Raw genomic sequence first — 21,522 nt, 5'->3', positions numbered from 1 at the left:
CCTCTCTAATTTCTACATGATGATAAAAGCCTCTTGGCTCCGAGTTTCTCCATTTCTTCTGCTAGCTTCCTGCCTACTTGAAGGAAGTCTTCAAAGTTTCCTTTTTCTCTATGACGAATAATTTCACTACCATCAGGGGAGGCTACCATACCAGTAATCCACAGTTCTTCTCCTACCTTCTTTCCATAGGCACCTATAGGAACATGACATCCTCCTTCTAGCAGTTTTAAGAAAACACGCTCTCCCATAACACAGTTGTAGGTCTCTTGGTGGTTAATCTCTTGAAACATATCATAAAGCATTTTGTCACTTCTTCTTATTTCACAGCCTAAGGCTCCTTGGCCTACAGCTGGCGTAAAGGTTTCTATATCTAGATAGTAGAATTTACTATCATCGTACCCCAGTCTTTTTAAGCCTGCTGCTGCTAAAATTACTGCCTCTAAACCTTCTGTGTCTATCTTACTTAAACGTGTTGCTACATTTCCTCGTATATCCTTTAACACCACATCTTTTCTCAAATTTAATAGTTGCGCTTTTCTTCTTAAACTACTGGTACCAATAAAAGCATTAAGGGGTATATCCTTCAATGTTTTTCCATTTCTTATTACAAGTACATCACGGGGATCTTCTCTTTCAGTTATTGCTGCCAGCATCAAGCCCTCTGGTGATTCTGCCGGCATATCCTTCATGCTATGCACAGCTAGATCTATACTCTCTTCTAACAACGCTGCCTGAATTTCTTTTACAAAAAGTCCCTTACCCCCTATTTTACTTAAGGTTTTATCTAAAATTTTATCACCTAATGTTTTGATTTTTATGATCTCATAGTCATACTGAGGAAACTTTTCCTTCAGCATTTTCATAATCATTTCTGCCTGTACTAAAGCCAATTCACTAGCTCTAGAACCAATTCTAATTTTTCTCATATTATCACGCCTTCTATTAAGTTCAACTTGTTTTTTGTATTCTTCTAACTATTTTAAACTTTCATAAGCCTGCCACATTTTTTTCTTTGTAGCTTCAAGCTTTTCTGGGGAATTTATATCATAAGAGATTTCATATACTAAGTGATAAAAAAGATTTTTCCTATCTTTTATGGAAGCAATCTCCTTCAAAGCCCTTTCCCTTATCTCTCCTAAAGTATCTAAAATTTCTTCATAACCTTCTGTGTAAATGACCTCTAGCTCCTTTTTTATTTTACTCGAAAGCATAGGGCTTTTCCCCTCTGTAGAGATGGCAATTGTTAAGCTTCCCCTTTCAATAGAAGAAGGTACAATAAAATCAGAAGCCATCGGAGAATCCGCTACATTAATTAAAATCTGATATTTTTCTGCCTCTTCTTTGCACTTTTTGTTAATCTCTGCATCGTCAGTAACAGCATAGATCAAGTAGCTTCCTAATAAATCTCCTTCTTCATAATATTTCTTTCTATGGATAATCTTCTTTTGCTCTACCAGCGCCTGTAGTCCTTCTGTTATCTTAGGGCTAATAAGGACTACTTTTGCCTCATACCTTAGCAGTGTCTTCACCTTACGCTCTGCAACTTCTCCTCCACCAATTACTGTGCAAAGCTTCCCTTGAATCTTCAGCATCATTGGATAATATAGAGACAATTTTATCCTCCTCACTTTATAGGTATAAGCCTTTAAATTTAAACTTTAATATTCACGGTCTATGGTTTAGTATGTTAAAGTTCATAGACGTATGTCTATAGTAAACCTATAGCCCTAAAAACTCATCTACAAAGGAAGCCATTTCTTCTCCCTTCCCCCTCACTCCAGCATCCTTAAGTTGCAGGATAGGCTTTCTCCACATTTTCTTTACAAGGCTTCTTACAATAATTTCAATGGTTTCCCTGTCTTTTTGGGGGATATGAGAAAGTTTTTTAAACATCTTATTTAGTTCTTCATCTGCTAACTGCTGACTATAATTTTTTATAGCTTCGATTTTAGGGTAAACCGGTAAACATTGATACCAGTCTTCATAATCTCTAATAGCGACTTCAATATAGTTTTGTATTTCTTCAATCAACTTTTGCCTTGAAGCTAAATTTTCATTTGCAATATCCTTTAATTGGTCTATATGAAATAGCTTTATGCCCTGTATCTCTCCAATAGCAGGGTCTATGTCTCTAGGCAGAGCAATGTCAACAATACATAGAGGCTTATTGTTTTGATAACAGGCTTCAAACTCCTTTGCATAATAAACATAGTGAGGAGCTCCCGTCGCACTAATAAGTATATCTATATCTTTCAACACAGAATACTTTTTGTCAAAATCAATATACTGAATATGATCATGTTTTTTTATTAAAGCTTCTACTGTCTCACTTCTTCTATTACAGATATATATTTTTCCAATACCCTTATCTAAAAGATGTTCTACAGCTAGTCTGCTCATCTCTCCAAAACCTACAACTAACACACTTTTACCTTTAAGGCTGTTTAATTGCTTCTCTACTTGTTTTACTGCGATATAACTAATGGACAAAGGGTTTTCAGAAATGCTGGTTTTTGTTTTAATTTCTTTGGCAGTTGTAATCGCCTCTAAAAATAGCTTGTTTAGTATTTTGCCGCTATGTTTTAGCTCTATAGCCATCTGATGGGCTTCTTTTACTTGTCCCAAGATCTGATCCTCCCCTAAAACCAAGGAATCAAGGCCACAACAAACCTCATATAAATACTTTACAGCTTCCCTCTCTTTTTTAAATAAGCAATAATCTTCAATTTCCTCTTCCTGCAGGTGAAAGAAATTTATATAAAAATCTTTAAACCATGTCTCTGCCTTCTTTGTATCCTCCACCACCGCTATAATTTCACTGCGATTACAGGTAGATAAGATCACCGCTTCTTTTACAAAGGCATCGCTCTCCATAATATTATAGGCTTTTTGAAGCTTACTCTTGGAAAAAGCTACTTTTTCTCTAATGGCTATTGTAGAATTCTTATGGGTAACACCAAATACAACGACCTTCATTTCTTCTCACCTTCTATCTTACTAAAGTGTAGCACTAAGTGCTTCTTTTCCTCTTTCTTCAATAATTTCTGCAATTCTCTTGTCAGCTCCTATATGCTTTCCTATAATAAAAGTAACATCAGGATATTTTTTTTCTAGCGCTTCTAGTTCCTCTGGTATATCCATTTGAATATGATTTCCCTTAAAAAGAAACATAGGCACAATAACGATTTCCTTTGCTCCTCTTTCTATTAGGTCTTGGATACCTTCCTCAAAGCTTGGCGTTGAAAACTGTAAAGAACCAAAGCCTACCAAAGAAAACTCCTTGGGATCCCTTGCTTTTACCATCTCCATAATTTCCATCAATGTTTCATCTGCTTCCTTCGCTTTACTACCATGTGCTAGCACAAATAATCCTTTTTCCAATTCAAATGCCTCCTCGCTATTAGTTATAAAAAAATTTCCACATGAAAGTGGAAATTTGTTTGTACTAAAATAACCTGTGTTATTACAGCACCACAAACATTTCTTCCCTCCGAAGTCTGCTGCAAATTTTAGGCCGGTCTCCTGACTTGTGGATCACTTTACTTTCGACGCCTTCCCAAAATAAATTAGTGGCTATTGTCGATTTCATCCTCACTTACAGTAGCGGGGGCTGCAGCGGAGTTTCACCGCTTTCCCATTTAAGTTTCCCATGAAACACCTAAAATATAATCTTTTTATTATTTTTACACAACCTGTTATAAGTTTATCATAATCATCATATCAAAGTTTTTCTAGTATTTCAACAAGATTTTGATATCTTAAGGCTTTATCACGTTTTTACCTGTTGAAACTAACTCACTGGTCTTCAATTTTATTTTTTCTTTTCTGTATCCAGGTTGGTATAATTGCCAATAAAATCAATAAGATATATACTGTTGCCGTCTGCATAGAAAATATATTGTTGATATTATCCCCTAGAAAAGTATATAAAACAATTTTAGGAGCTATCCCCAGCAGACTTCCTAAAAAAAATCTGTTATAGGGTACTCCTGCTAATCCCGCACCATAACTTATAGCGTCAATAGGAAAGGCTGGAGTAACCCGCATGACAAATAAAGCTCTCACTGTTTCTTGCTCCTTTAAACTTTGTAATTTAATCATGTATTTTTTGCCTACAAACCTTATGAAAACATGATGAAACCTACCACCAAGCCAATAGCAAAGGGAAAAAGATATCATCACACCAATGAGTGTAGCTATGCTTCCTAAAATTGTACCATAAACAAGTCCCCCTACAATAAATATAAAAACATTAGGAAAGAATAGGAAGGGTCTTATAGAAGTAACTCCTATAAAAATTAGTATCCCCCAAGCCCCAAAGCTCTCCACCATCCTCTGAAATTTTTCAATATCCCATTGTGAATTTAAGCCCATAAGCCTATCTTTATTGAGAAGTAAAACTAAAATAATGATAAGGATAGTTATAGCACTGGCGGCGATCAGTACTTTTTTCTTTCTCATAATTCTTTCCTTTCAAAAATAAGGTTAATATCCTATATATTTAGCATAAATACTTTTAGCTTCTTCAATGGTTTTAGCATTTTTAATAATAGCTCTACCATCGTCAAAAATTTTCATATCATAGCCCTCTACCTTCAAATTTAATAAAAAAGGTGTCAATTTAACATCTAATTCTGCTGCTTTTAACCGTTCATACAAGCTATTTAATTTTATAGGTGTATTTTGAAAGTCTACCTGCACACTATTATTTCCACAAATATGTACTGCTTCTGGGGTTTTATTTTCTAAGTAATTGTATTCTTGTTTACCACAACAAGGACATTCCTCTTTTTTTACTAGCTCAATTTTTTCTATGCTATTTTCCCACAGATCAATAAACAATAAATTTCTATCAATTTCTTCTTTGTGATTGGTCAAATATTTTATTGCTTCGTTGGTTTGGAACATAGCTATAATTCCTGTTATGGTATTGATTACCCCTGCAGTATCACAGGTAGGTGTACTTCCTATGGGTGGAGGGGTTTCCATCATACATCTTAAACAAGGCCCTTCTCCCGGAAGAAAAGTTTTCATTGTACCTGTGCTTCCTATAGCACCTCCATAGATCCATGGAATCTTCTTAGAAAAAGCAAGGTCATTAATTAAATATCTTGTTTTAAAATTATCTGTACAATCTAAAATAATATCCATGTTCTCCGCTAGTTTTTCAATAGTGACACTGTTAACATCTTTAATGATACTATCAATTTCTATAGCAGAATTAATTTTCTTTAACTTTCTTGCGGCTGCCTCTGCCTTTGGTATACTTTCTTTAACATCCTCTTCATCAAATAAAATTTGTCTATGCAGATTGCTAAGTTCTACAAAATCTCTATCCACGATTCGTAGATAGCCCACGCCTATTCTAGCCAGGTTATTCACTACTACAGTTCCTAATGCTCCGCAACCTACCACCAATACCTTTGATTTCTTTAATAGGTCTTGACCTTCTACACCTATCCCTTGAAAATTTATTTGCTTAATATATCTTTCTTCCATACTGACCACCCCTTACATTAGTTTTACTCTACTTTTCAACAAATTTCCCTAAAATCCTGCTTTAAAATTGCAGAATATACTAATGCAATTTCTATAATATGATGATAAAATAATATATAGAAGTAAAAAAAGAAAAAACATAGTTTTTTTGTCACTTAATGGGGGTTTTTTTGTTGAAAAAATTTATTTGTGTTTTATCTATCTTTATTATCATGTCCTTTAGTGCTTACTATTATCTACCCTCCTACTTATCAACAACATCTAATATTGAAGACATAAAAATTACTGTTCCTAGTGGAGCTTCTTTAAATTATGTTGCAGAACTTCTGTATCAAGAAGGAATCATTAAAAGTAAATTATGGTTTAAATATCGATCACAACAGGAAGGAATTGATAGAAATATCAAACCTGGTAGTTATACTTTGCCTCCTAACATTAAATTTGAAGAAATCTTCTCTTTATTACAAAGAGGTACGTTAGAAAAACCTATCATCGTTACAATACCAGAAGGATTTACCCTCTATCAGATAGCTACTAGAATTGAAGGGGCTGGGTTGGGTACGGCAGAAGAATTTGTAGAAGCTACAAAACAGTATTTTAAAACAAAGGAGCATACCTTTGATACAACAGAAGTCTTTTTTGAGATGGAGGGCTATTTATATCCTGATACCTATTATTTCAGTGAAAAACAGACTGTTTTAGAAATTGTCAGTATTTTAGCAAAAACAATGGAGGGTGTCTTCACAAAAGAGTACCGGCAGCGAACTGAAGAAATGGGCTTATCATTGCATGAGGTGCTAACGATTGCTTCTTTAATTGAAAGGGAAGCTTCTCATGATGGAGAAAGAGCTGCAATTAGTGGTGTTATTTATAATAGATTAAAGAAAAATATGCTGCTACAAATTGATGCTACTGTGATCTATGGTATTGGTAAAGGCAAGGAACATATTAATCGTGTGCTTTTTGCTCACTTAGAGGATGCTTCTCCCTTCAATACCTATAAGGCACAGGGCCTCCCTCCAGGACCTATCGCTGCACCATCTAAGGCATCTATACATGCAGCTTTATATCCTGAAGACCATGATTATCTTTACTATGTTTTAGGCGAAGGTGGACATGTTTTCAGTAAAACTTATAGAGAACATGAAATTAATGTTGCAAACTATCGCAAAATGGTAAATCAAAATTAAAAACTATAGTATTTTATCATAAGCGTTAACTTAACCCGATTATTTCCAAAATTCTCTCGAATTATGGGTTAAGTTAACGCTAATGAGTATTTTGCAAAAAAAGGAGATAAAATTCTATCTCCTTTTTTTTATAAACTTTCTATTGTTACTACGTCATAACCTGCCTCTTCTACAATTTTCTTTAACTTTTCATCAGTTACTTCTTCCTTCAATTCAACAATAGCACTTTTATCTGATAGATCTACCCTCACATCTATCAGTTCTCCTATTTCTTTTAAAGCCTTTTCCACATGACCTACACAATGACCACAGCTCATGCCTTCAATCAAGATTTTCTTTTTCATGAAGCGTTCACTCCTTATCTTAATTTTATTGTAAATATAGTCACTAATACATTATAAAGTCCATAGAAGTATATCTATAGTATCTTCAAACTTTATAAGATTAATGAATAAGCTTTTTAATCGTTTTCAGTATTTCCTCTACTACTTCATTCTCTCCATTTTTTAATTGTTCTACAACACAATGTTTAAAATGGCCCTCCAACAAAATTAACTCTATAGCACTTAAGGCAGAACGAGAAGCTTCTATTTGATTAATAACATCATCACAGTAAGTGCCTTTTTCTATCATTTTTTTTATTCCTCTTATTTGTCCTTCAACTCTATTTAATCTATCTAATAAAGATTTTTGAATCTTCAACGACTGCTCCGTAGGTTTTTTTTCATGACCGTTATTTTGTTCCACGCTATATGCACCTCCTTATAAATAATATACCATACCCCTCTAGTGTATGTAAAGTAAAAAAATAAATACATTGCAAGACAGAAAATAACAAAAAAACTAAAAAAACTTCTACGTTTTTTGTAGAAGTTTTTTTATATCGCAACGACCTACTCTCCCAGGCAGCTTCCCGCCAAGTACCATCAGCGCTGAAGGGCTTAACTACTGTGTTCGGTATGGGAACAGGTGTGACCCCTTCGCTATTGTCACGATATTAAGTAGATGACCAAAATCTTTAATTTTGTGTCAGTCACTTAGTTAGAAATCGATTGATTCCTTTCCTTCTTTTCATCAGAAGGAATCATGAGACTTTCTAACATCCTTTGTTGGTCACTTAGTTAGCTTATGACCTATGTCTTATTTAATTTGAGGTATTATTCCCTCAAAACTAAACAATGTATGAGTATTGGTCAAGTCCTCGACCTATTAGTATCGGTCAGCTTAATACATTACTGCACTTACACCTCCGACCTATCTACCAGATAGTCTTTCTGGGGTCTTACTCCTTTCGGATGGGAAATCTTATCTTGAGGGGGGCTTCGTGCTTAGATGCCTTCAGCACTTATCCCTTCCGTACATAGCTACCCAGCGGTGCCTTTGGCAAGACAACTGGTACACCAGCGGTACGTCCATCCCGGTCCTCTCGTACTAAGGACAGCTCCTCTCAAATTTCCTACGCCTGCGACGGATAGGGACCGAACTGTCTCACGACGTTCTGAACCCAGCTCGCGTACCACTTTAATGGGCGAACAGCCCAACCCTTGGGACCTACTTCAGCCCCAGGATGTGATGAGCCGACATCGAGGTGCCAAACCTCCCCGTCGATGTGGACTCTTGGGGGAGATAAGCCTGTTATCCCCGGGGTAGCTTTTATCCGTTGAGCGATGGCCCTTCCACTCGGTACCACCGGATCACTAAGTCCGACTTTCGTCCTTGCTCGACTTGTTGGTCTCGCAATCAAGCTCCCTTATGCCTTTGCACTCTTTGCACGATTTCCGACCGTGCTGAGGGAACCTTTGAGCGCCTCCGTTACTTTTTAGGAGGCGACCGCCCCAGTCAAACTGCCCGCCTGACAGTGTCCCAAAACCGGCTTACGGTTCATGGTTAGAACTTCAGTACTACAAGAGTGGTATCCCAACGTCGACTCCCCCAAGACTGGCGTCCTAGGTTCTAAGTCTCCCACCTATCCTGTACATCTAGTACCAAAATCCAATGTCAAGCTGCAGTAAAGCTCCACGGGGTCTTTCCGTCCTGTCGCAGGTAACCAGCATCTTCACTGGTATTACAATTTCACCGGGTCCATTGTTGAGACAGCGCCCAAATCGTTACGCCTTTCGTGCGGGTCGGAACTTACCCGACAAGGAATTTCGCTACCTTAGGACCGTTATAGTTACGGCCGCCGTTTACTGGGGCTTAAGTTCTGTGCTTCGGTTGCCCTAACACTTCCCCTTAACCTTCCAGCACCGGGCAGGCGTCAGCCCCTATACGTCGTCTTTCGACTTTGCAGAGACCTATGTTTTTGCTAAACAGTCGCTTGGGCCTGTTCTCTGCGACCGAAGTGTGCTTACAGCGCAAAAGCCTTCACACCCTTCGGCACCCCTTCTCCCGAAGTTACGGGGTCATTTTGCCGAGTTCCTTAACAATGGTTCTCCCGCTCGTCTTAGGATTCTCTCCTCACCTACCTGTGTCGGTTTGCGGTACGGGCACCTAGTTTCTCAATAGAGGCTTTTCTCGACAGTGTGGAATCAGTTGCTTCGCTACTTGTTTTTCGCTCCCCATCACCTCTCAGGATGTTGCTAAAACGGATTTGCCTGTCTTAGCTCCCTACTGGCTTAGACCCACTCAACCAACGGTGGGCTCAACCTATCCTTCTGTGTCACCCCATCTCTCAAACGATTCTAGGTGGTACAGGAATCTCAACCTGTTGTCCATCGCCTACGCATTTCTGCCTCGGCTTAGGTCCCGACTAACCCTGAGCGGACGAACCTTCCTCAGGAAACCTTAGGTTTTCGACGGGTAGGATTCTCACCTACCTCTCGTTACTCATGCCAACATTCTCTCTTCTATGCAGTCCACTACTCCTTTCGGTATAGCTTCAACCCACATAGAATGCTCGCCTACCACGCTGACGTAATCATTGCTACCTTCATAGATACGTTTGAGCTTAAGGTATTTGGCCAAAACTTTATTCTAACCTATCGGTTAGTTTTGGCTTAATGTCCTTTAATTTCTCTTCTATAAAAGTACTAATGATTACGTCAGCATCCATAGCTTCGGTGATACGTTTGAGCCCCGGACATTTTCGGCGCAGAATCACTCGACCAGTGAGCTATTACGCACTCTTTAAATGAGTGGCTGCTTCTAAGCCAACATCCTGGTTGTCTGTGCAACTCCACATCCTTTCCCACTTAACGTATACTTTGGGACCTTAGCTGATGGTCTGGGCTCTTTCCCTCTTGACCACGGATCTTATCACTCGTAGTCTGACTCCTGAAAATAAGTTAACGGCATTCGGAGTTTGATAGGTTTTGGTAACCGGTGAAGGCCCCTAGACCATTCAGTGCTCTACCTCCGTCACTCTCATTTCAAGGCTAGCCCTAAAGCTATTTCGGCGAGAACCAGCTATCTCCGAGCTCGATTGGAATTTCTCCGCTACCCACAGGTCATCCAATGACTTTTCAACGTCAACTGGTTCGGACCTCCACGAAATTTTACTTCCGCTTCATCCTGCCCATGGGTAGATCGCACGGTTTCGGGTCTATAGCATGTAACTTGTCGCCCTATTAAGACTCGGTTTCCCTTCGGCTCCGTACCTTCAGTACTTAACCTTGCTACATACCATAACTCGTTGGCCCGTTCTACAAAAAGTACGCGGTCACACATATAAAGTGCTTCCACAGCTTGTAGGCAAAAGGTTTCAGGTTCTTTTTCACTCCCCTCCCGGGGTTCTTTTCACCTTTCCCTCACGGTACTATGCGCTATCGGTCACTAGGTAGTATTTAGCCTTGGGGGGTGGTCCCCCCTGCTTCCCACAGGGTTTCACGTGTCCCGTGGTACTCTGGATCATCCTCAAAGACCTTCAAAGTTTCGCTTACGGGACTTTTACCCTCTATGGTGGAGTTTTCCAACTCTCTTCAACTACTTTTATTCGTCCTCTATAAAGATGTCCGCAACCCCAAAAACTTAAGCTCTTGGTTTGGGCTCTTCCCCTTTCGCTCGCCGCTACTGAGGGAATCGATTTTTCTTTCTCTTCCTCGGGGTACTTAGATGTTTCAGTTCCCCCGGTCTACCTTCTGTTACCTATGGATTCAGTAACAGATACTTGGACATTACCCCAAGTGGGTTTCCCCATTCGGACATCCACGGATCAAAACCTGCTTGCGGTTCCCCGTGGCTTTTCGCAGCTTACCACGTCCTTCTTCGGCTCCTAGTGCCAAGGCATCCACCCTTTGCCCTTAATAACTTGACCTTTAGTGAATTACTTCAGCTTTTTTCTTTCTCATAACATTGTTTAGTTTTCAAAGAACAATTTAGAAAAGACTTCAGTAAAAAAAGTCCCTCAAAATTAAACAGTATAGTAAAAGCCTTTCTCCTTAGAAAGGAGGTGATCCAGCCGCACCTTCCGATACGGCTACCTTGTTACGACTTCACCCCAGTCATCGGCTTCACCTTCGACAGCTCTCTCCTTTCGGTTAAAGTAGCTGGCTTCGGGCGCTTCCGACTCCCATGGTGTGACGGGCGGTGTGTACAAGACCCGGGAACGCATTCACCGCGACATTCTGATTCGCGATTACTAGCAACTCCAACTTCATGTGGGCGAGTTTCAGCCCACAATCCGAACTGAGACCGACTTTATGAGATTCGCTCCAGATTACTCCTTCGCTGCCCTTTGTATCGGCCATTGTAGCACGTGTGTAGCCCTGAACATAAGGGGCATGATGATTTGACGTCATCCCCACCTTCCTCCGAGTTGTCCCCGGCAGTCTCTCTAGAGTGCCCATCCGAAATGCTGGCAACTAAAGACAAGGGTTGCGCTCGTTGCGGGACTTAACCCAACATCTCACGACACGAGCTGACGACAACCATGCACCACCTGTCACTTCTGTCCCCGAAGGGAAAGCTTCTGTTAAAAAGCGGTCATAAGGATGTCAAGTCCAGGTAAGGTTCTTCGCGTTGCTTCGAATTAAACCACATGCTCCGCTGCTTGTGCGGGTCCCCGTCAATTCCTTTGAGTTTCACACTTGCGTGCGTACTCCCCAGGCGGAGTGCTTAATGCGTTAGCTGCGGCACTGAGGTTTGACCCCCAACACCTAGCACTCATCGTTTACGGCGTGGACTACCAGGGTATCTAATCCTGTTCGCTCCCCACGCTTTCGTGCCTCAGCGTCAGTTACAGTCCAGAGAGTCGCCTTCGCCACTGGTGTTCCTCCTAATATCTACGCATTTCACCGCTACACTAGGAATTCCACTCTCCTCTCCTGCACTCAAGCCAATAAGTTTCCAAGGCTTACTACGGTTGAGCCGTAGCCTTTCACCCTAGACTTTATTGGCCGCCTACGCACCCTTTACGCCCAGTGATTCCGGATAACGCTTGCCCCCTACGTATTACCGCGGCTGCTGGCACGTAGTTAGCCGGGGCTTCCTCCCGAGGTACCGTCATTTTTCTTCCCTCGAAACAGAGCTTTACGACCCGAAGGCCTTCTTCGCTCACGCGGCGTCGCTGCATCAGGGTTTCCCCCATTGTGCAATATCCCCCACTGCTGCCTCCCGTAGGAGTCTGGACCGTGTCTCAGTTCCAGTGTGGCCGGTCACCCTCTCAGGTCGGCTACTGATCGTCGCCTTGGTAGGCCTTTACCCCACCAACTAGCTAATCAGACGCGGGCCCATCTTGTACCAATAAATCTTTGGCTATTCTAAGATGCCTTAAAATAGCTTTATGCGGTATTAGCAATCGTTTCCGACTGTTATCCCCCTGTACAAGGTAGGTTACCCACGCGTTACTCACCCGTCCGCCGCTAACCTCATCATCTTCCACCCGAAGGCTTCCGATAAATCGGTTCGCTCGACTTGCATGTGTTAGGCACGCCGCCAGCGTTCATCCTGAGCCAGGATCAAACTCTTAATAAAAAATTTCTGGGTTCTATCAATATTGATAGATGTATTTTGCTGGCTTAATATCTATACTGTTTAATTTTCAAAGACCTTTTTTTCGCCGCCCTCATTTGGCGACTTAACTACTATATCATACTCCACTATCTTATGTCAACACTTTTTTTAAAAATTTCTTTTTCATCTGTGTCGAACTTTCTTCTTTCCTGTCACCCCTTGCTGGCGGCGACTTTTACTACTATACCAAACTTCCTTGCTCTTGTCAATACTTTTTCTAAAGTTTTTTCAAAAGAAGTGTTTTTTAATATTTGGCGATGACTTGTATTATATTATCAAACTAATGCACTGCTGTCAATTTTTTTTGAAGTTTTTTTCTTAAGAAAGTCTATCTATATAGTTTTGTAACACTGCTCCTTCGTCAGGGTTGCATTTAAATACTTTAGCGTCTTCATTTTGAAAATTTTTTAAGTGAACTGTGAAGAGGTTGTCTTTCTTATCTACTTCATATAGTATACATCTATAACCTTCATCATATAAATCTTTAAAGTTTTTGATAACAGGAGAATCAAAATCTCCATACATAAAATCAAGTCCCTTCTCTTTTTATAATAAATATATAAATAGAATCACCAAATTTTTTAACTTTATTCATAAGCTCAATAAACTTTAAACGAAATAAATACGTCTACTATAAAGATTTATAATTCTTCAAAAACCAAAATTCTTCCTAAATACTTAAATTTAAGAAGAATTTTGGTTTTATTTATAAGACTCTTTTTCCATGCTTGCTAGAACCTTCATAAATAAATTAAATGTCTTTCTTCGCTCTTCCTCTTCTAAGATATATCTATCTCTTTTTGCATAGGAGTTTTTATTTTTTATTTTGTCTAGCTTTTTTCTTTTTATATATTCATTTATATCAATGATCATATTTTTATTCAAAATAACCACTTCTCCCAATGATAATTTAATGCTATTCTTCTATATTATTTTGAGCAGTGTTTTTCTTATTAATATTTTCTTAACATACCTAATATTATTTTCTATTTAATTTTCAAAACTCCTTCTTTTCTATAGCTATTTTTTAAGAATTTTTTGCTTTAAAGGGCTTCACCCTCATCATCTATCACTCGTTCAACGGTTGCTATTGATGCCACTATTGACTCTACCCCATCTACGATGCTAATTTCTTCTCCAAACTCCACATCAGCTACTTTTACCACATCTCCCGGCTTAAAGAAAGAAATATCGAATTCAACTTTTTTAGGAATATTCCCCGCAGAACATTCAATTTCTATTTCTTTCAACTGTTGTTGCACTACAACACCACTTTTCTCCACAAGGTTTCTTCCTTTTAAAATTACTGGTACAGAAATATGTATTTTTTCATCTGGGTTCACCTGCTGAAAGTCTAAATGTATAGCTTTCTTCGTTAAAGGATCTCTTTGAATTTCTTTAATATATCCTGTATAGGATTGGCCACCTATATTTATTTCTATAAGAGAGTTTTCTCCCCCTTGTCTTATAAAAGCATCCAATTCTTTTTGATTTACCTCTATAGGCAGTGTATTCATATGTTTACCATAAATCACTGCTGGTACATAGCCTGATTTTCTTAAACGATGGTTGGAATTGGTACCTAGATTATCTCTAATGCTACTGCTAATAGAACTTATCAAAGTTAAACCCTCCTCTTTAATCTGTTATTTCCATTATCTCCAACCATATCTATAATTATGCAAAAAAGTGATTCATTAGATATTGAATCACTTTTTTGTACAACTATGTATTAAAGAGAATTTTCTTCTACTGTCTCATCTGCTTCTTGCATCTTAGAAGCGTAAACCATTGCAGCTATTATACTATTCCTATCATTTAATATTTCAATATTTTCATTTGTTGCTATATTTAAATCAGCTATTGTTAGATGGTCTTTTTCTTTTATTTTTAATGCATCTATCTCTATCTTTTCTGGAATATATTTGGGATAGGTTTGAATTTCTACTTCACTTAATTGCGTTTGCAGAATTTCTGACGAAGACTCTACCTTTTCTTTATTTAAAATATAGATAGGCATTGTCAATTTAATTTTTTCGTTATCATCTAACGTTTGTAAATCTACATGAAGTAAGTTGTTTTTTAATGTATTTTTTTGAATTTCTTTTATAATAGCATAGGTTTTCTCTCCTTCAAAATCTAATGATATTTTTGTGCCTATGCCATAATGAGATAGGAGCTTTTCCATTTCCTTTGCATTAAGATAAATTAACTTTGTTCCTTGGCCTTTACAATATACTACTCCTGGAATACTGCCTTGCTTTCTGTCCTTAGACATTTTATTTTTTCCTGTAGCCTCCCTTAGGTTTACCTTTAACATTGGTGTACTCATCTTCTACTCTCCCCTTTCAAAATAATAATTAAAAACTAATCTTACTACCATTAAACCAGATTTTTTAGAATATTTCAAACCTTTAGTTAGTTTTTGATTATTCTTTTTTCTACTATGAAATAAATTTCTCCATAGGAAGTCTTTAAGAAATTTTACTTTTTAATCTACAGAAGTTAGTACTCTATTTACTACTTCTTTCAATTTCTTTTCACCAACATTTTCATCTATTGCAACAAAAATGGACTTTACCTCTTTTAATCCTTCATCGTAATGATAGGAATATCCATAGCAAATAAAGCCTTCTGGAATAACGTCTTCAATAAAAACTATATTTTCATCAGCTAGCGCCATTAGTTCTTCTATGAATTCCTCTGTCGTTAAATTTTCTTCCATTTCCTGCAACACGAGTTGTTCTTTTAAATCATCCTCTTCCTGTACAATTTTATATATTAATGTATCTTCTCTTTTAGAACCTTTACTTAAATCCTTTACTTCTTTAAACTCAAATTCACGAACAATATCTTTTAAAATTTCTTCACTATCTATAATTTTATCTCCAACAACTACATAACTCATATATTCCTCTCCTTTATTAATTAAAATATTTATTCTATTATTTTAACCTATTTTTCAATATTCTACTTTGTATTTCCTGCTTCCTGCTTATATTGAACACTTAACTAACTATTAATTGCCGCTACAACAGAAGTGATAGGGATGGTCATAATTAAACCAATACTTCCACATAAAGACCTTATAATTTCTGAAGCTATATACTGAGAATTGATAATATCAGAAAAACTCATGTCGCTAAAAATAAAAATTAATAAAAGAGGTAGCGACGTTCCTACATAGGCAAGAATTAATGTATTTGTCATTGTAGCCATAATATCTCTACCTACTGATAATCCTGAAAAAAATAAGGTTCTCATCCTTATATTAGGCGTCTTACTTTTTATTTCATAAATAATAGAAGTAATTGTCATACTCACATCCATAACTGCCCCTAAAGCACCTATAATTATCCCACTGTATAAAAGTCCCCTATAATCAATTGCATAAGACGAGTAAGCAACTAGCATCTCTAACATTTCATCTGATATTCCTGTGAGATATATCTTGTTTCCAAAGTATATTGCTAAAATAGCTGATGTAATGGTTCCCCCTATTGTTCCCATGATTGCACTTAGACTTTTTCGAGTAAATCCACTAATGAGAATAAAACTAGTAATAACAATAATGAAGCTTACAAAAATACTGGATAGAATAAAATTATGTCCTTTCAATATTAAAGGAATAAAAACATAAATAATGCAAAATGCTGTTATCAATAGTGCAAAGAAGGACCTAACGCCTTGGAATCCCCCAAATAAAATTAATAATGCAACAAATAAAAAAAACACTATTTTTAGGTAAAAATCTCTTACAATATCAATAAAGCCTACAGCTATCAACTCATTATTTCTAATATGTATTGTTAAAAAAACCTTCATATCTTTATGTAGAGAGATATTATATTTAGATCCTTCTACCAATGGATGTTTAAACTGTACTATATGATCTTTAAAAGGTCCTTCCAACAGTTTAGCTTCAACAATTTGTACTTGAAGTGCCTTATCTTGTAGGATATCTTCTCTTAAAACAAGCCCTCTTACTTTTTCGTAGGTGTCCGTGTGAGGTTTTGCAGCAGCAAAAGAAGCAAAGGAAAAACTTATACATATTAAAACTGTTAATATAATGAACCTATTCTTTTTAACTATCATTCCTTGTCCTCCTAATGTAGATTCTATGTTTTATCAACAAATATTTATAGGTTATATATATTAATCAGTCTAAAAATATATTATAAAAAAAGTCTTTCTTTAAAAAGTTCTTAAGCTAACTTAAGATAAAATGAGACTTAATTCAGGGGGGAGTCTTAGCAATACACCGAAGTATAAAATAAATGATTTATGTACAAAAAGACAAAGTTTTCACCATAAAAAAAAGAAGTAGCTTTTGCTACTTCTTTTTTTACTCTACTGTATATGGTAGTAACGCCATATGTCTAGCTCTTTTAATAGCTATCGTTAAATCTCTTTGATGGATTGCACAGTTTCCAGAGATTCTTCTAGGCAATATTTTGCCTCTTTCAGTAATGTATTTTTTAAGTTTTTGTATCTCTTTGTACTCTATACGATTATTTTTATCTGCACAAAAAGCACAAATCTTTTTCTTGCTTTTACGCTTTCTTCTGTTATTAACCATTCTACTCCCTCCTTCTTTTTAGAATGGAACGCCATCTTCTTCATCAATAGCTTGAAAATCATCTAAGTCTATATCTACACTTCCAAACTCATCTACCCTATCAGATGAGTTGTTATTATTCGTCTTGTTTTCCTTATTACCCCATTCCAAAAACTCTACTTGGTTTGCTACAATTTCTGTAACGTACTTTTTTTCACCAGCTTGGCTTTCATAAGATCTAGACTGAAGTCTACCTTCAATCCCTACTAATCTTCCTTTAGCTAAGTAATTTGCACAGTTTTCAGCAGGCTTTCCCCATACTACTATGTTAAAAAAATCTGCTTCATTTGTTTTTGAAAAGGGTCTATTAACTGCAATACTAAAGGTGGCTACAGCTTTTCCGCTTGCAGTAAAACGTAATTCTGGGTCTCTTGCAAGGCGTCCAATTAAAACAACACTATTCATATTTACACCACCTGTTTTATTATTATTCTTCTATTCTAATAATCATATGACGAATTACTTCATCAGCAATTTTTAAGTTTCTATCAAGTTCTTTTGGAACATCAGGGTTTGTCGTAAAGTTTATCAGTACATAGTACCCTTCCTTTACTTTATTGATTTCATAGGCTAATTTTCTTAATCCCCATTCATCAACATTTTCAATTTCACCATCAGTTTCAACAATTCCTTTGAACTTATCTAAAAGCTGATTTCTTTTTTCTTCATCTGTATTTGGTTCAAAAATACAAAGCAATTCATATTTATTCATTATTTCACCTCCCTCTGGACTTTAGCGGCCCTGTTTTTACAGGGCAGAGAAATGACTTTTCTCATCACATTATGCTATTATATCATTTTACTATATTTTTTGCAAATATTTTTTTATATTAGAAGAAATTCTATGCACATATTCATCCTATAAAAATTTTTTTATATTTTTTTTGAATTTGTTGTATATATTCTTACTTTCCTGGCTATCCTATTAGTAGATAGCCCCCACAATACAACATTTTATTCATCCCAATCTCCCCCTTACAATAGAAGCGAGTGGTTTATAAAACCACTCGCAACTTTTTATGTCTTTTTATTCAGATTTACTTGTAACTTTTTTAATTCTTCTCTCTAAATTAGGCCTAGCTATCCAAAGTTGCCTTTCGCAACCTGTACACTTAATTCTAAAATCCGCTCCTGTCCGTATAATTTCAAAATGGTTACTCCCGCAGGGATGCTGCTTTTTTAACTCTACTATATCTCCTACCTTTAAGTCCATAGGCATATTATCAACACCTACCTTTCTTTTGATCTTTATGGCGTCTTATTTATAACAACTCTCCTAGGATAGGGAATCTCTATACCGTGTTTATCAAAGGCTTGCTTAAAGTTTTTCCTCATTAATCTTTCCACTGCCCACTGCTCCATAGGCACGGTCTTAGCAATTACTGATATAACTACTTCTGAATCACCTAAATCTGTTACACCCAAAACAGTAGGTCCTTCTACAATATTGGGGTTTTCATTTTTCAATGTTTCACTAACTTCATTCAATACCTTTATAGCATAATCTATATCTTCTTCATAGGCAATAGACATATTCACCCATGCTCTCATCTTTCCTGTGCTTTTATTTGTTACTTTTTTAATTTCTCCATTGGGGATGGTGTGTAAGTCTCCATTAAAGTCCCTTATTTTTGTAACCCTTAGAGCCATTTCCTCAATAATACCTCCAATACCGTCTATATCTACATAATCCCCTACAGAAAATTGATCTTCAAATAAAATAAAAAATCCTGTAATGACATCACGAACTAAATTTTGAGCTCCAAATCCAAAGGCCAAACCTCCTATACCAGCAGTAGCAATTAGTGCTCCAACCTCTACACCAAAAGATTTTATAATAGAAGTAAAGGCTATAAAATAGATAACATACTTCACCATGCTTTTTATTAGACCCTTCAGTGTCTCCATGCGAGCAGCATCCACTTTAAATTTCAAATTTTTCTGGGATTGGAAGAACTTATTTACAATGGAGTGTATTATTCTTATACTTATTTTAGCAATTACTAAAATAAATATAATATTAAGAAAGAGTCCCAAAAATTTTGTAAGCTGTTCTGGATTCCTCAAAAATTCAAAGGTTTCTCTTAAAGACGTTTCAACACGATGAATAAATAAAAACATTTTTAATTCTCCTTAATTAATTTGTTTTACCGTTTTCTCATTAGCTGTCTTTTTTATCTCATAAATGCCCTTTATTTTGATATTACTTTCCATTATATCTTTTTTTATATACCCTAGTAAAGTTTCATCAAACATAATGGATAACCCACAGCTAGCAGTAATTTCTCTTGGGGTCGGTATCGTATCAAATTCATATTTTTTTTGTTTTAGTAGTTTTTCTGCTGCTATTGCATAGTGTGTTGATTCAAATACAATCACATACATTTCTTGAATCTTCATGTTGTCCTCCCTGCTATAATTTCAATGTGTTTTTAGCGTTGTTAAGTTTTTCAACAATTGTATACATATTTCCAATGCCACCAACGACTAATTTGTTTTTTACCTTAAAGTAATCTAAACAAGTGCCACAGGATAGTATTTCTACCCCGTTAGCTTCTAGTTTTCTTAAGTGTTGTATAACTTCTGAGCCTTCTACCACCAGATTAACGCCACTATTTAGGAATAAAATAGCCTTAGGTAATGGATTTACCTCTGTTAGTGTATAGATATAACCCTTCATCAAAACTTTTCCTAATTCCTCGCAACCTTCTCCTAATCGATCTTTAGAAATTAATATTACCAGATCCTTTTTAGGATTTATATCGCACTGCATGTCCAGCGATGGGGTTTCTTGAATAGCATGATCTTTAAAAATATCTATATAGTAAGTGCCTTGATTTTCTTGAATATTCACCCTAAAATCTAAACTTTTTGCTAGCTTTGATACATTTTCCTTTGCTACCTCATTGTCAACAATTGTAGTAATTTTACCGGTGTTAATAGATTCTAGTGCCTTTTTTGTATTAATCACTGGTAGAGGACAGTTCATGCCTCTTGCATCGACTTCTTTAAACATTTTCATTCCTCCAAATATTTTTTATATAAACAGATGTTAACATTAATACTTAAAAGATATCCTATTCTCTTGATCTTTGTTAGATTTTTTAGTGTCTACTTAAGTATATCAATTGAAATGCCTATCTTCAATCTATTGTGCCCAACCTGCTATTGAATTTTTCTATTGATCTAGAATAAACTATTAAAAAATATTATTAAAAAAACATGAGATTTTATCTCATGTTTTATATTTAAAATTTAAGCTGTGCACCTCTCTTCGACATACCGTCATAGGCGTTACCCAAGCAGTTAACTCAAATTAGGCTGCCCTACGGCACACGAAAGGGATCACTTACCGTTGCTTCCTTCCGGACCTGGCGGGGTTCATGACTTTCCGTTGCGTAGGACCCAACTATCATCATCACTTACTTAAGCCAGCCCTACAACCAATGTGCCTCTAAGAGGACTTCAACCCTGCTATAGCGGATTGCAGGTTACAGGACACCGCTACCTCCCCGTCTAGCACAGCAAACTTATAAACTTTTTAATGGCGGAGAGAGCGGGACTCGAACCCGCGGGGCCTTTCGGCCTTACACGCTTTCCAGGCGTGCCCCTTAGCCAACTCGGACACCTCTCCATTTTTATTTTTTTCTTAACTGTCTAAAAAACTTTTTCATGATATCAGAACATTCTTCCTTTAATACACCTGTTACTATTTCTACTTGATGATTAAAAGCTTTATTGTCTAAAAGATTTACTATAGATCCACAAGCCCCTGCTTTAGAATCCATTGCTCCAATAACAACCCTATCAATCCTGCTTTGCAATATAGCACCTGCACACATAGGACAGGGTTCTATTGTAACATAAATTGCACTCTCTGTCAATCTCCATCCCCCAGCTTTTTCACAAGCTTTACGAATGGCAATAATTTCTGCATGGGCGGTGGCTTCCTTTAATGCTTCCCTCAAATTATAACCTGTGGCTATTACTTCACCTTTTCTTACAACAACGGCACCAATAGGTACTTCCCCTTTGTCATAAGCTTTTTTAGCTTCTTCAAGAGCCAGCCTCATATAATACTGATCCACTCGCTTTGCCTCCACCTTATGAACTGTAAACAAATAAATCCTGTAAACTTACTGTACTATTATAGCCTATTCTATGAAATTTGTCTATAGTTCACTGCATTTTCTCTACTATATAAAGTATTCCATTTTTGCCTTAATATTATTACATAGATGGTCAACTACAAATCTTACTAAAATA

Annotated in this window: 23 protein-coding genes, 1 tRNA gene, 3 rRNA genes, 1 other RNA gene and 1 riboswitch; of the genes, 1 reads left to right on the top strand and 27 read right to left on the bottom strand. The window is 36.8% G+C overall.

What is annotated here, in order from left to right:
* Window positions 1-5: 5 nt before the first annotated feature.
* From hemC to BJL90_RS05800, 6 genes are all read right to left on the bottom strand, one after another.
* Entirely contained in the window at window positions 6-926 is a 921-nt protein-coding gene (gene hemC / locus BJL90_RS05825; RefSeq protein ID WP_070965230.1) for a hydroxymethylbilane synthase, read from the bottom strand.
* 48 nt (window positions 927-974) lie between these two features.
* The gene (locus tag BJL90_RS05820) at window positions 975-1,613 is read right to left on the bottom strand and encodes a precorrin-2 dehydrogenase/sirohydrochlorin ferrochelatase family protein (protein WP_070965227.1); all 639 of its coding nucleotides are present in this window, start codon (window positions 1,611-1,613) and stop codon (window positions 975-977) included.
* Window positions 1,614-1,719: 106 nt separating this feature from the next.
* The gene (gene hemA, locus BJL90_RS05815; RefSeq protein ID WP_070965224.1) at window positions 1,720-2,976 is read right to left on the bottom strand and encodes a glutamyl-tRNA reductase; all 1,257 of its coding nucleotides are present in this window, start codon (window positions 2,974-2,976) and stop codon (window positions 1,720-1,722) included.
* A gap of 21 nt (window positions 2,977-2,997) precedes the next feature.
* Complete coding sequence (locus BJL90_RS05810; protein WP_070965221.1) at window positions 2,998-3,381, bottom strand: sirohydrochlorin chelatase; 384 nt, start codon at window positions 3,379-3,381, stop codon at window positions 2,998-3,000.
* A 114-nt stretch (window positions 3,382-3,495) separates the two neighbouring features.
* Window positions 3,496-3,677: riboswitch (cobalamin riboswitch) on the bottom strand.
* A 118-nt stretch (window positions 3,678-3,795) separates the two neighbouring features.
* Window positions 3,796-4,461 carry a TVP38/TMEM64 family protein gene (locus BJL90_RS05805; RefSeq protein ID WP_070965218.1) on the bottom strand — a complete coding sequence of 222 codons (666 nt, stop codon included), beginning with the start codon at window positions 4,459-4,461 and terminating at the stop codon, window positions 3,796-3,798.
* A 24-nt stretch (window positions 4,462-4,485) separates the two neighbouring features.
* Window positions 4,486-5,499, bottom strand: coding sequence for a ThiF family adenylyltransferase (locus tag BJL90_RS05800; protein ID WP_081561860.1), 1,014 nt, complete (start codon window positions 5,497-5,499; stop codon window positions 4,486-4,488).
* Between the two features lie 173 nt (window positions 5,500-5,672).
* Between BJL90_RS05800 and mltG the strand changes: the two genes are divergently transcribed.
* Window positions 5,673-6,689 (top strand): endolytic transglycosylase MltG, encoded by a 1,017-nt coding sequence (gene mltG, locus BJL90_RS05795; RefSeq protein ID WP_070965215.1) that lies wholly within the window; start codon window positions 5,673-5,675, stop codon window positions 6,687-6,689.
* 128 nt (window positions 6,690-6,817) lie between these two features.
* Here mltG and BJL90_RS05790 read toward each other — a convergent pair whose 3' ends face one another.
* From BJL90_RS05790 to tadA, 21 genes are all read right to left on the bottom strand, one after another.
* Window positions 6,818-7,033 (bottom strand): heavy-metal-associated domain-containing protein, encoded by a 216-nt coding sequence (locus BJL90_RS05790; RefSeq protein WP_070965212.1) that lies wholly within the window; start codon window positions 7,031-7,033, stop codon window positions 6,818-6,820.
* Window positions 7,034-7,133: 100 nt separating this feature from the next.
* Window positions 7,134-7,436 carry a metal-sensitive transcriptional regulator gene (locus BJL90_RS05785; RefSeq protein ID WP_070965209.1) on the bottom strand — a complete coding sequence of 101 codons (303 nt, stop codon included), beginning with the start codon at window positions 7,434-7,436 and terminating at the stop codon, window positions 7,134-7,136.
* A 133-nt stretch (window positions 7,437-7,569) separates the two neighbouring features.
* A 5S ribosomal RNA gene (rrf, locus tag BJL90_RS05780) occupies window positions 7,570-7,686 on the bottom strand.
* A 192-nt stretch (window positions 7,687-7,878) separates the two neighbouring features.
* Window positions 7,879-10,941 (bottom strand): 23S ribosomal RNA (locus BJL90_RS05775).
* Between the two features lie 128 nt (window positions 10,942-11,069).
* Window positions 11,070-12,599 (bottom strand): 16S ribosomal RNA (locus BJL90_RS05770).
* Together the 16S, 23S and 5S rRNA genes form the textbook arrangement of a ribosomal RNA operon.
* Window positions 12,600-12,956: 357 nt before the next feature.
* Window positions 12,957-13,163 (bottom strand): hypothetical protein, encoded by a 207-nt coding sequence (locus tag BJL90_RS05765; RefSeq protein WP_070965205.1) that lies wholly within the window; start codon window positions 13,161-13,163, stop codon window positions 12,957-12,959.
* A 177-nt stretch (window positions 13,164-13,340) separates the two neighbouring features.
* Window positions 13,341-13,523 carry a hypothetical protein gene (locus BJL90_RS05760; RefSeq protein WP_070965202.1) on the bottom strand — a complete coding sequence of 61 codons (183 nt, stop codon included), beginning with the start codon at window positions 13,521-13,523 and terminating at the stop codon, window positions 13,341-13,343.
* A gap of 158 nt (window positions 13,524-13,681) precedes the next feature.
* On the bottom strand, window positions 13,682-14,260 hold the full coding sequence (locus tag BJL90_RS05755; protein ID WP_070965198.1) for a 50S ribosomal protein L25: 579 nt from the start codon (window positions 14,258-14,260) through the stop codon (window positions 13,682-13,684).
* Between the two features lie 110 nt (window positions 14,261-14,370).
* Window positions 14,371-14,970 (bottom strand): 50S ribosomal protein L25, encoded by a 600-nt coding sequence (locus BJL90_RS05750; protein WP_070965195.1) that lies wholly within the window; start codon window positions 14,968-14,970, stop codon window positions 14,371-14,373.
* Between the two features lie 159 nt (window positions 14,971-15,129).
* Window positions 15,130-15,546, bottom strand: coding sequence for a hypothetical protein (locus tag BJL90_RS05745; RefSeq protein WP_070965192.1), 417 nt, complete (start codon window positions 15,544-15,546; stop codon window positions 15,130-15,132).
* A gap of 104 nt (window positions 15,547-15,650) precedes the next feature.
* Window positions 15,651-16,733: a YibE/F family protein gene (locus tag BJL90_RS05740; protein ID WP_070965189.1), complete on the bottom strand. Its 1,083-nt coding sequence runs from the start codon at window positions 16,731-16,733 to the stop codon at window positions 15,651-15,653.
* Between the two features lie 250 nt (window positions 16,734-16,983).
* Window positions 16,984-17,217: a 30S ribosomal protein S18 gene (gene rpsR / locus BJL90_RS05735; protein ID WP_044826336.1), complete on the bottom strand. Its 234-nt coding sequence runs from the start codon at window positions 17,215-17,217 to the stop codon at window positions 16,984-16,986.
* Window positions 17,218-17,235: 18 nt separating this feature from the next.
* Window positions 17,236-17,661: a single-stranded DNA-binding protein gene (locus tag BJL90_RS05730; protein WP_070965187.1), complete on the bottom strand. Its 426-nt coding sequence runs from the start codon at window positions 17,659-17,661 to the stop codon at window positions 17,236-17,238.
* Window positions 17,662-17,683: 22 nt separating this feature from the next.
* A complete protein-coding gene (rpsF, locus tag BJL90_RS05725) occupies window positions 17,684-17,968 on the bottom strand; it encodes a 30S ribosomal protein S6 (RefSeq protein WP_070965184.1) in 285 nt (94 codons plus the stop codon).
* A 315-nt stretch (window positions 17,969-18,283) separates the two neighbouring features.
* Window positions 18,284-18,475, bottom strand: a complete 192-nt coding sequence (locus BJL90_RS05720; protein ID WP_070965181.1) for a DUF951 domain-containing protein — start codon at window positions 18,473-18,475, stop codon at window positions 18,284-18,286.
* 29 nt (window positions 18,476-18,504) lie between these two features.
* A complete protein-coding gene (locus tag BJL90_RS05715) occupies window positions 18,505-19,377 on the bottom strand; it encodes a mechanosensitive ion channel family protein (RefSeq protein ID WP_081561859.1) in 873 nt (290 codons plus the stop codon).
* A gap of 12 nt (window positions 19,378-19,389) precedes the next feature.
* On the bottom strand, window positions 19,390-19,656 hold the full coding sequence (locus tag BJL90_RS05710) for a putative Se/S carrier protein (protein ID WP_081561858.1): 267 nt from the start codon (window positions 19,654-19,656) through the stop codon (window positions 19,390-19,392).
* Between the two features lie 13 nt (window positions 19,657-19,669).
* Window positions 19,670-20,272 (bottom strand): sulfurtransferase-like selenium metabolism protein YedF, encoded by a 603-nt coding sequence (gene yedF / locus BJL90_RS05705; RefSeq protein ID WP_070965178.1) that lies wholly within the window; start codon window positions 20,270-20,272, stop codon window positions 19,670-19,672.
* A 244-nt stretch (window positions 20,273-20,516) separates the two neighbouring features.
* An RNA gene (gene ffs / locus BJL90_RS05700) (signal recognition particle sRNA large type) lies at window positions 20,517-20,781 on the bottom strand.
* Window positions 20,782-20,801: 20 nt separating this feature from the next.
* A tRNA-Ser gene (locus BJL90_RS05695) sits at window positions 20,802-20,890 on the bottom strand.
* A 4-nt stretch (window positions 20,891-20,894) separates the two neighbouring features.
* Window positions 20,895-21,344 carry a tRNA adenosine(34) deaminase TadA gene (gene tadA, locus BJL90_RS05690; RefSeq protein ID WP_156778715.1) on the bottom strand — a complete coding sequence of 150 codons (450 nt, stop codon included), beginning with the start codon at window positions 21,342-21,344 and terminating at the stop codon, window positions 20,895-20,897.
* Window positions 21,345-21,522 lie beyond the last annotated feature (178 nt).

The organism is Clostridium formicaceticum (assembly GCF_001854185.1).
GTDB classification, from domain to species: domain Bacteria; phylum Bacillota; class Clostridia; order Peptostreptococcales; family Natronincolaceae; genus Andreesenella; species Andreesenella formicacetica.
The sequence above is the reverse complement of the archived record's forward strand: the minus strand, read 5'-3'. Positions and strand labels throughout refer to the sequence as shown.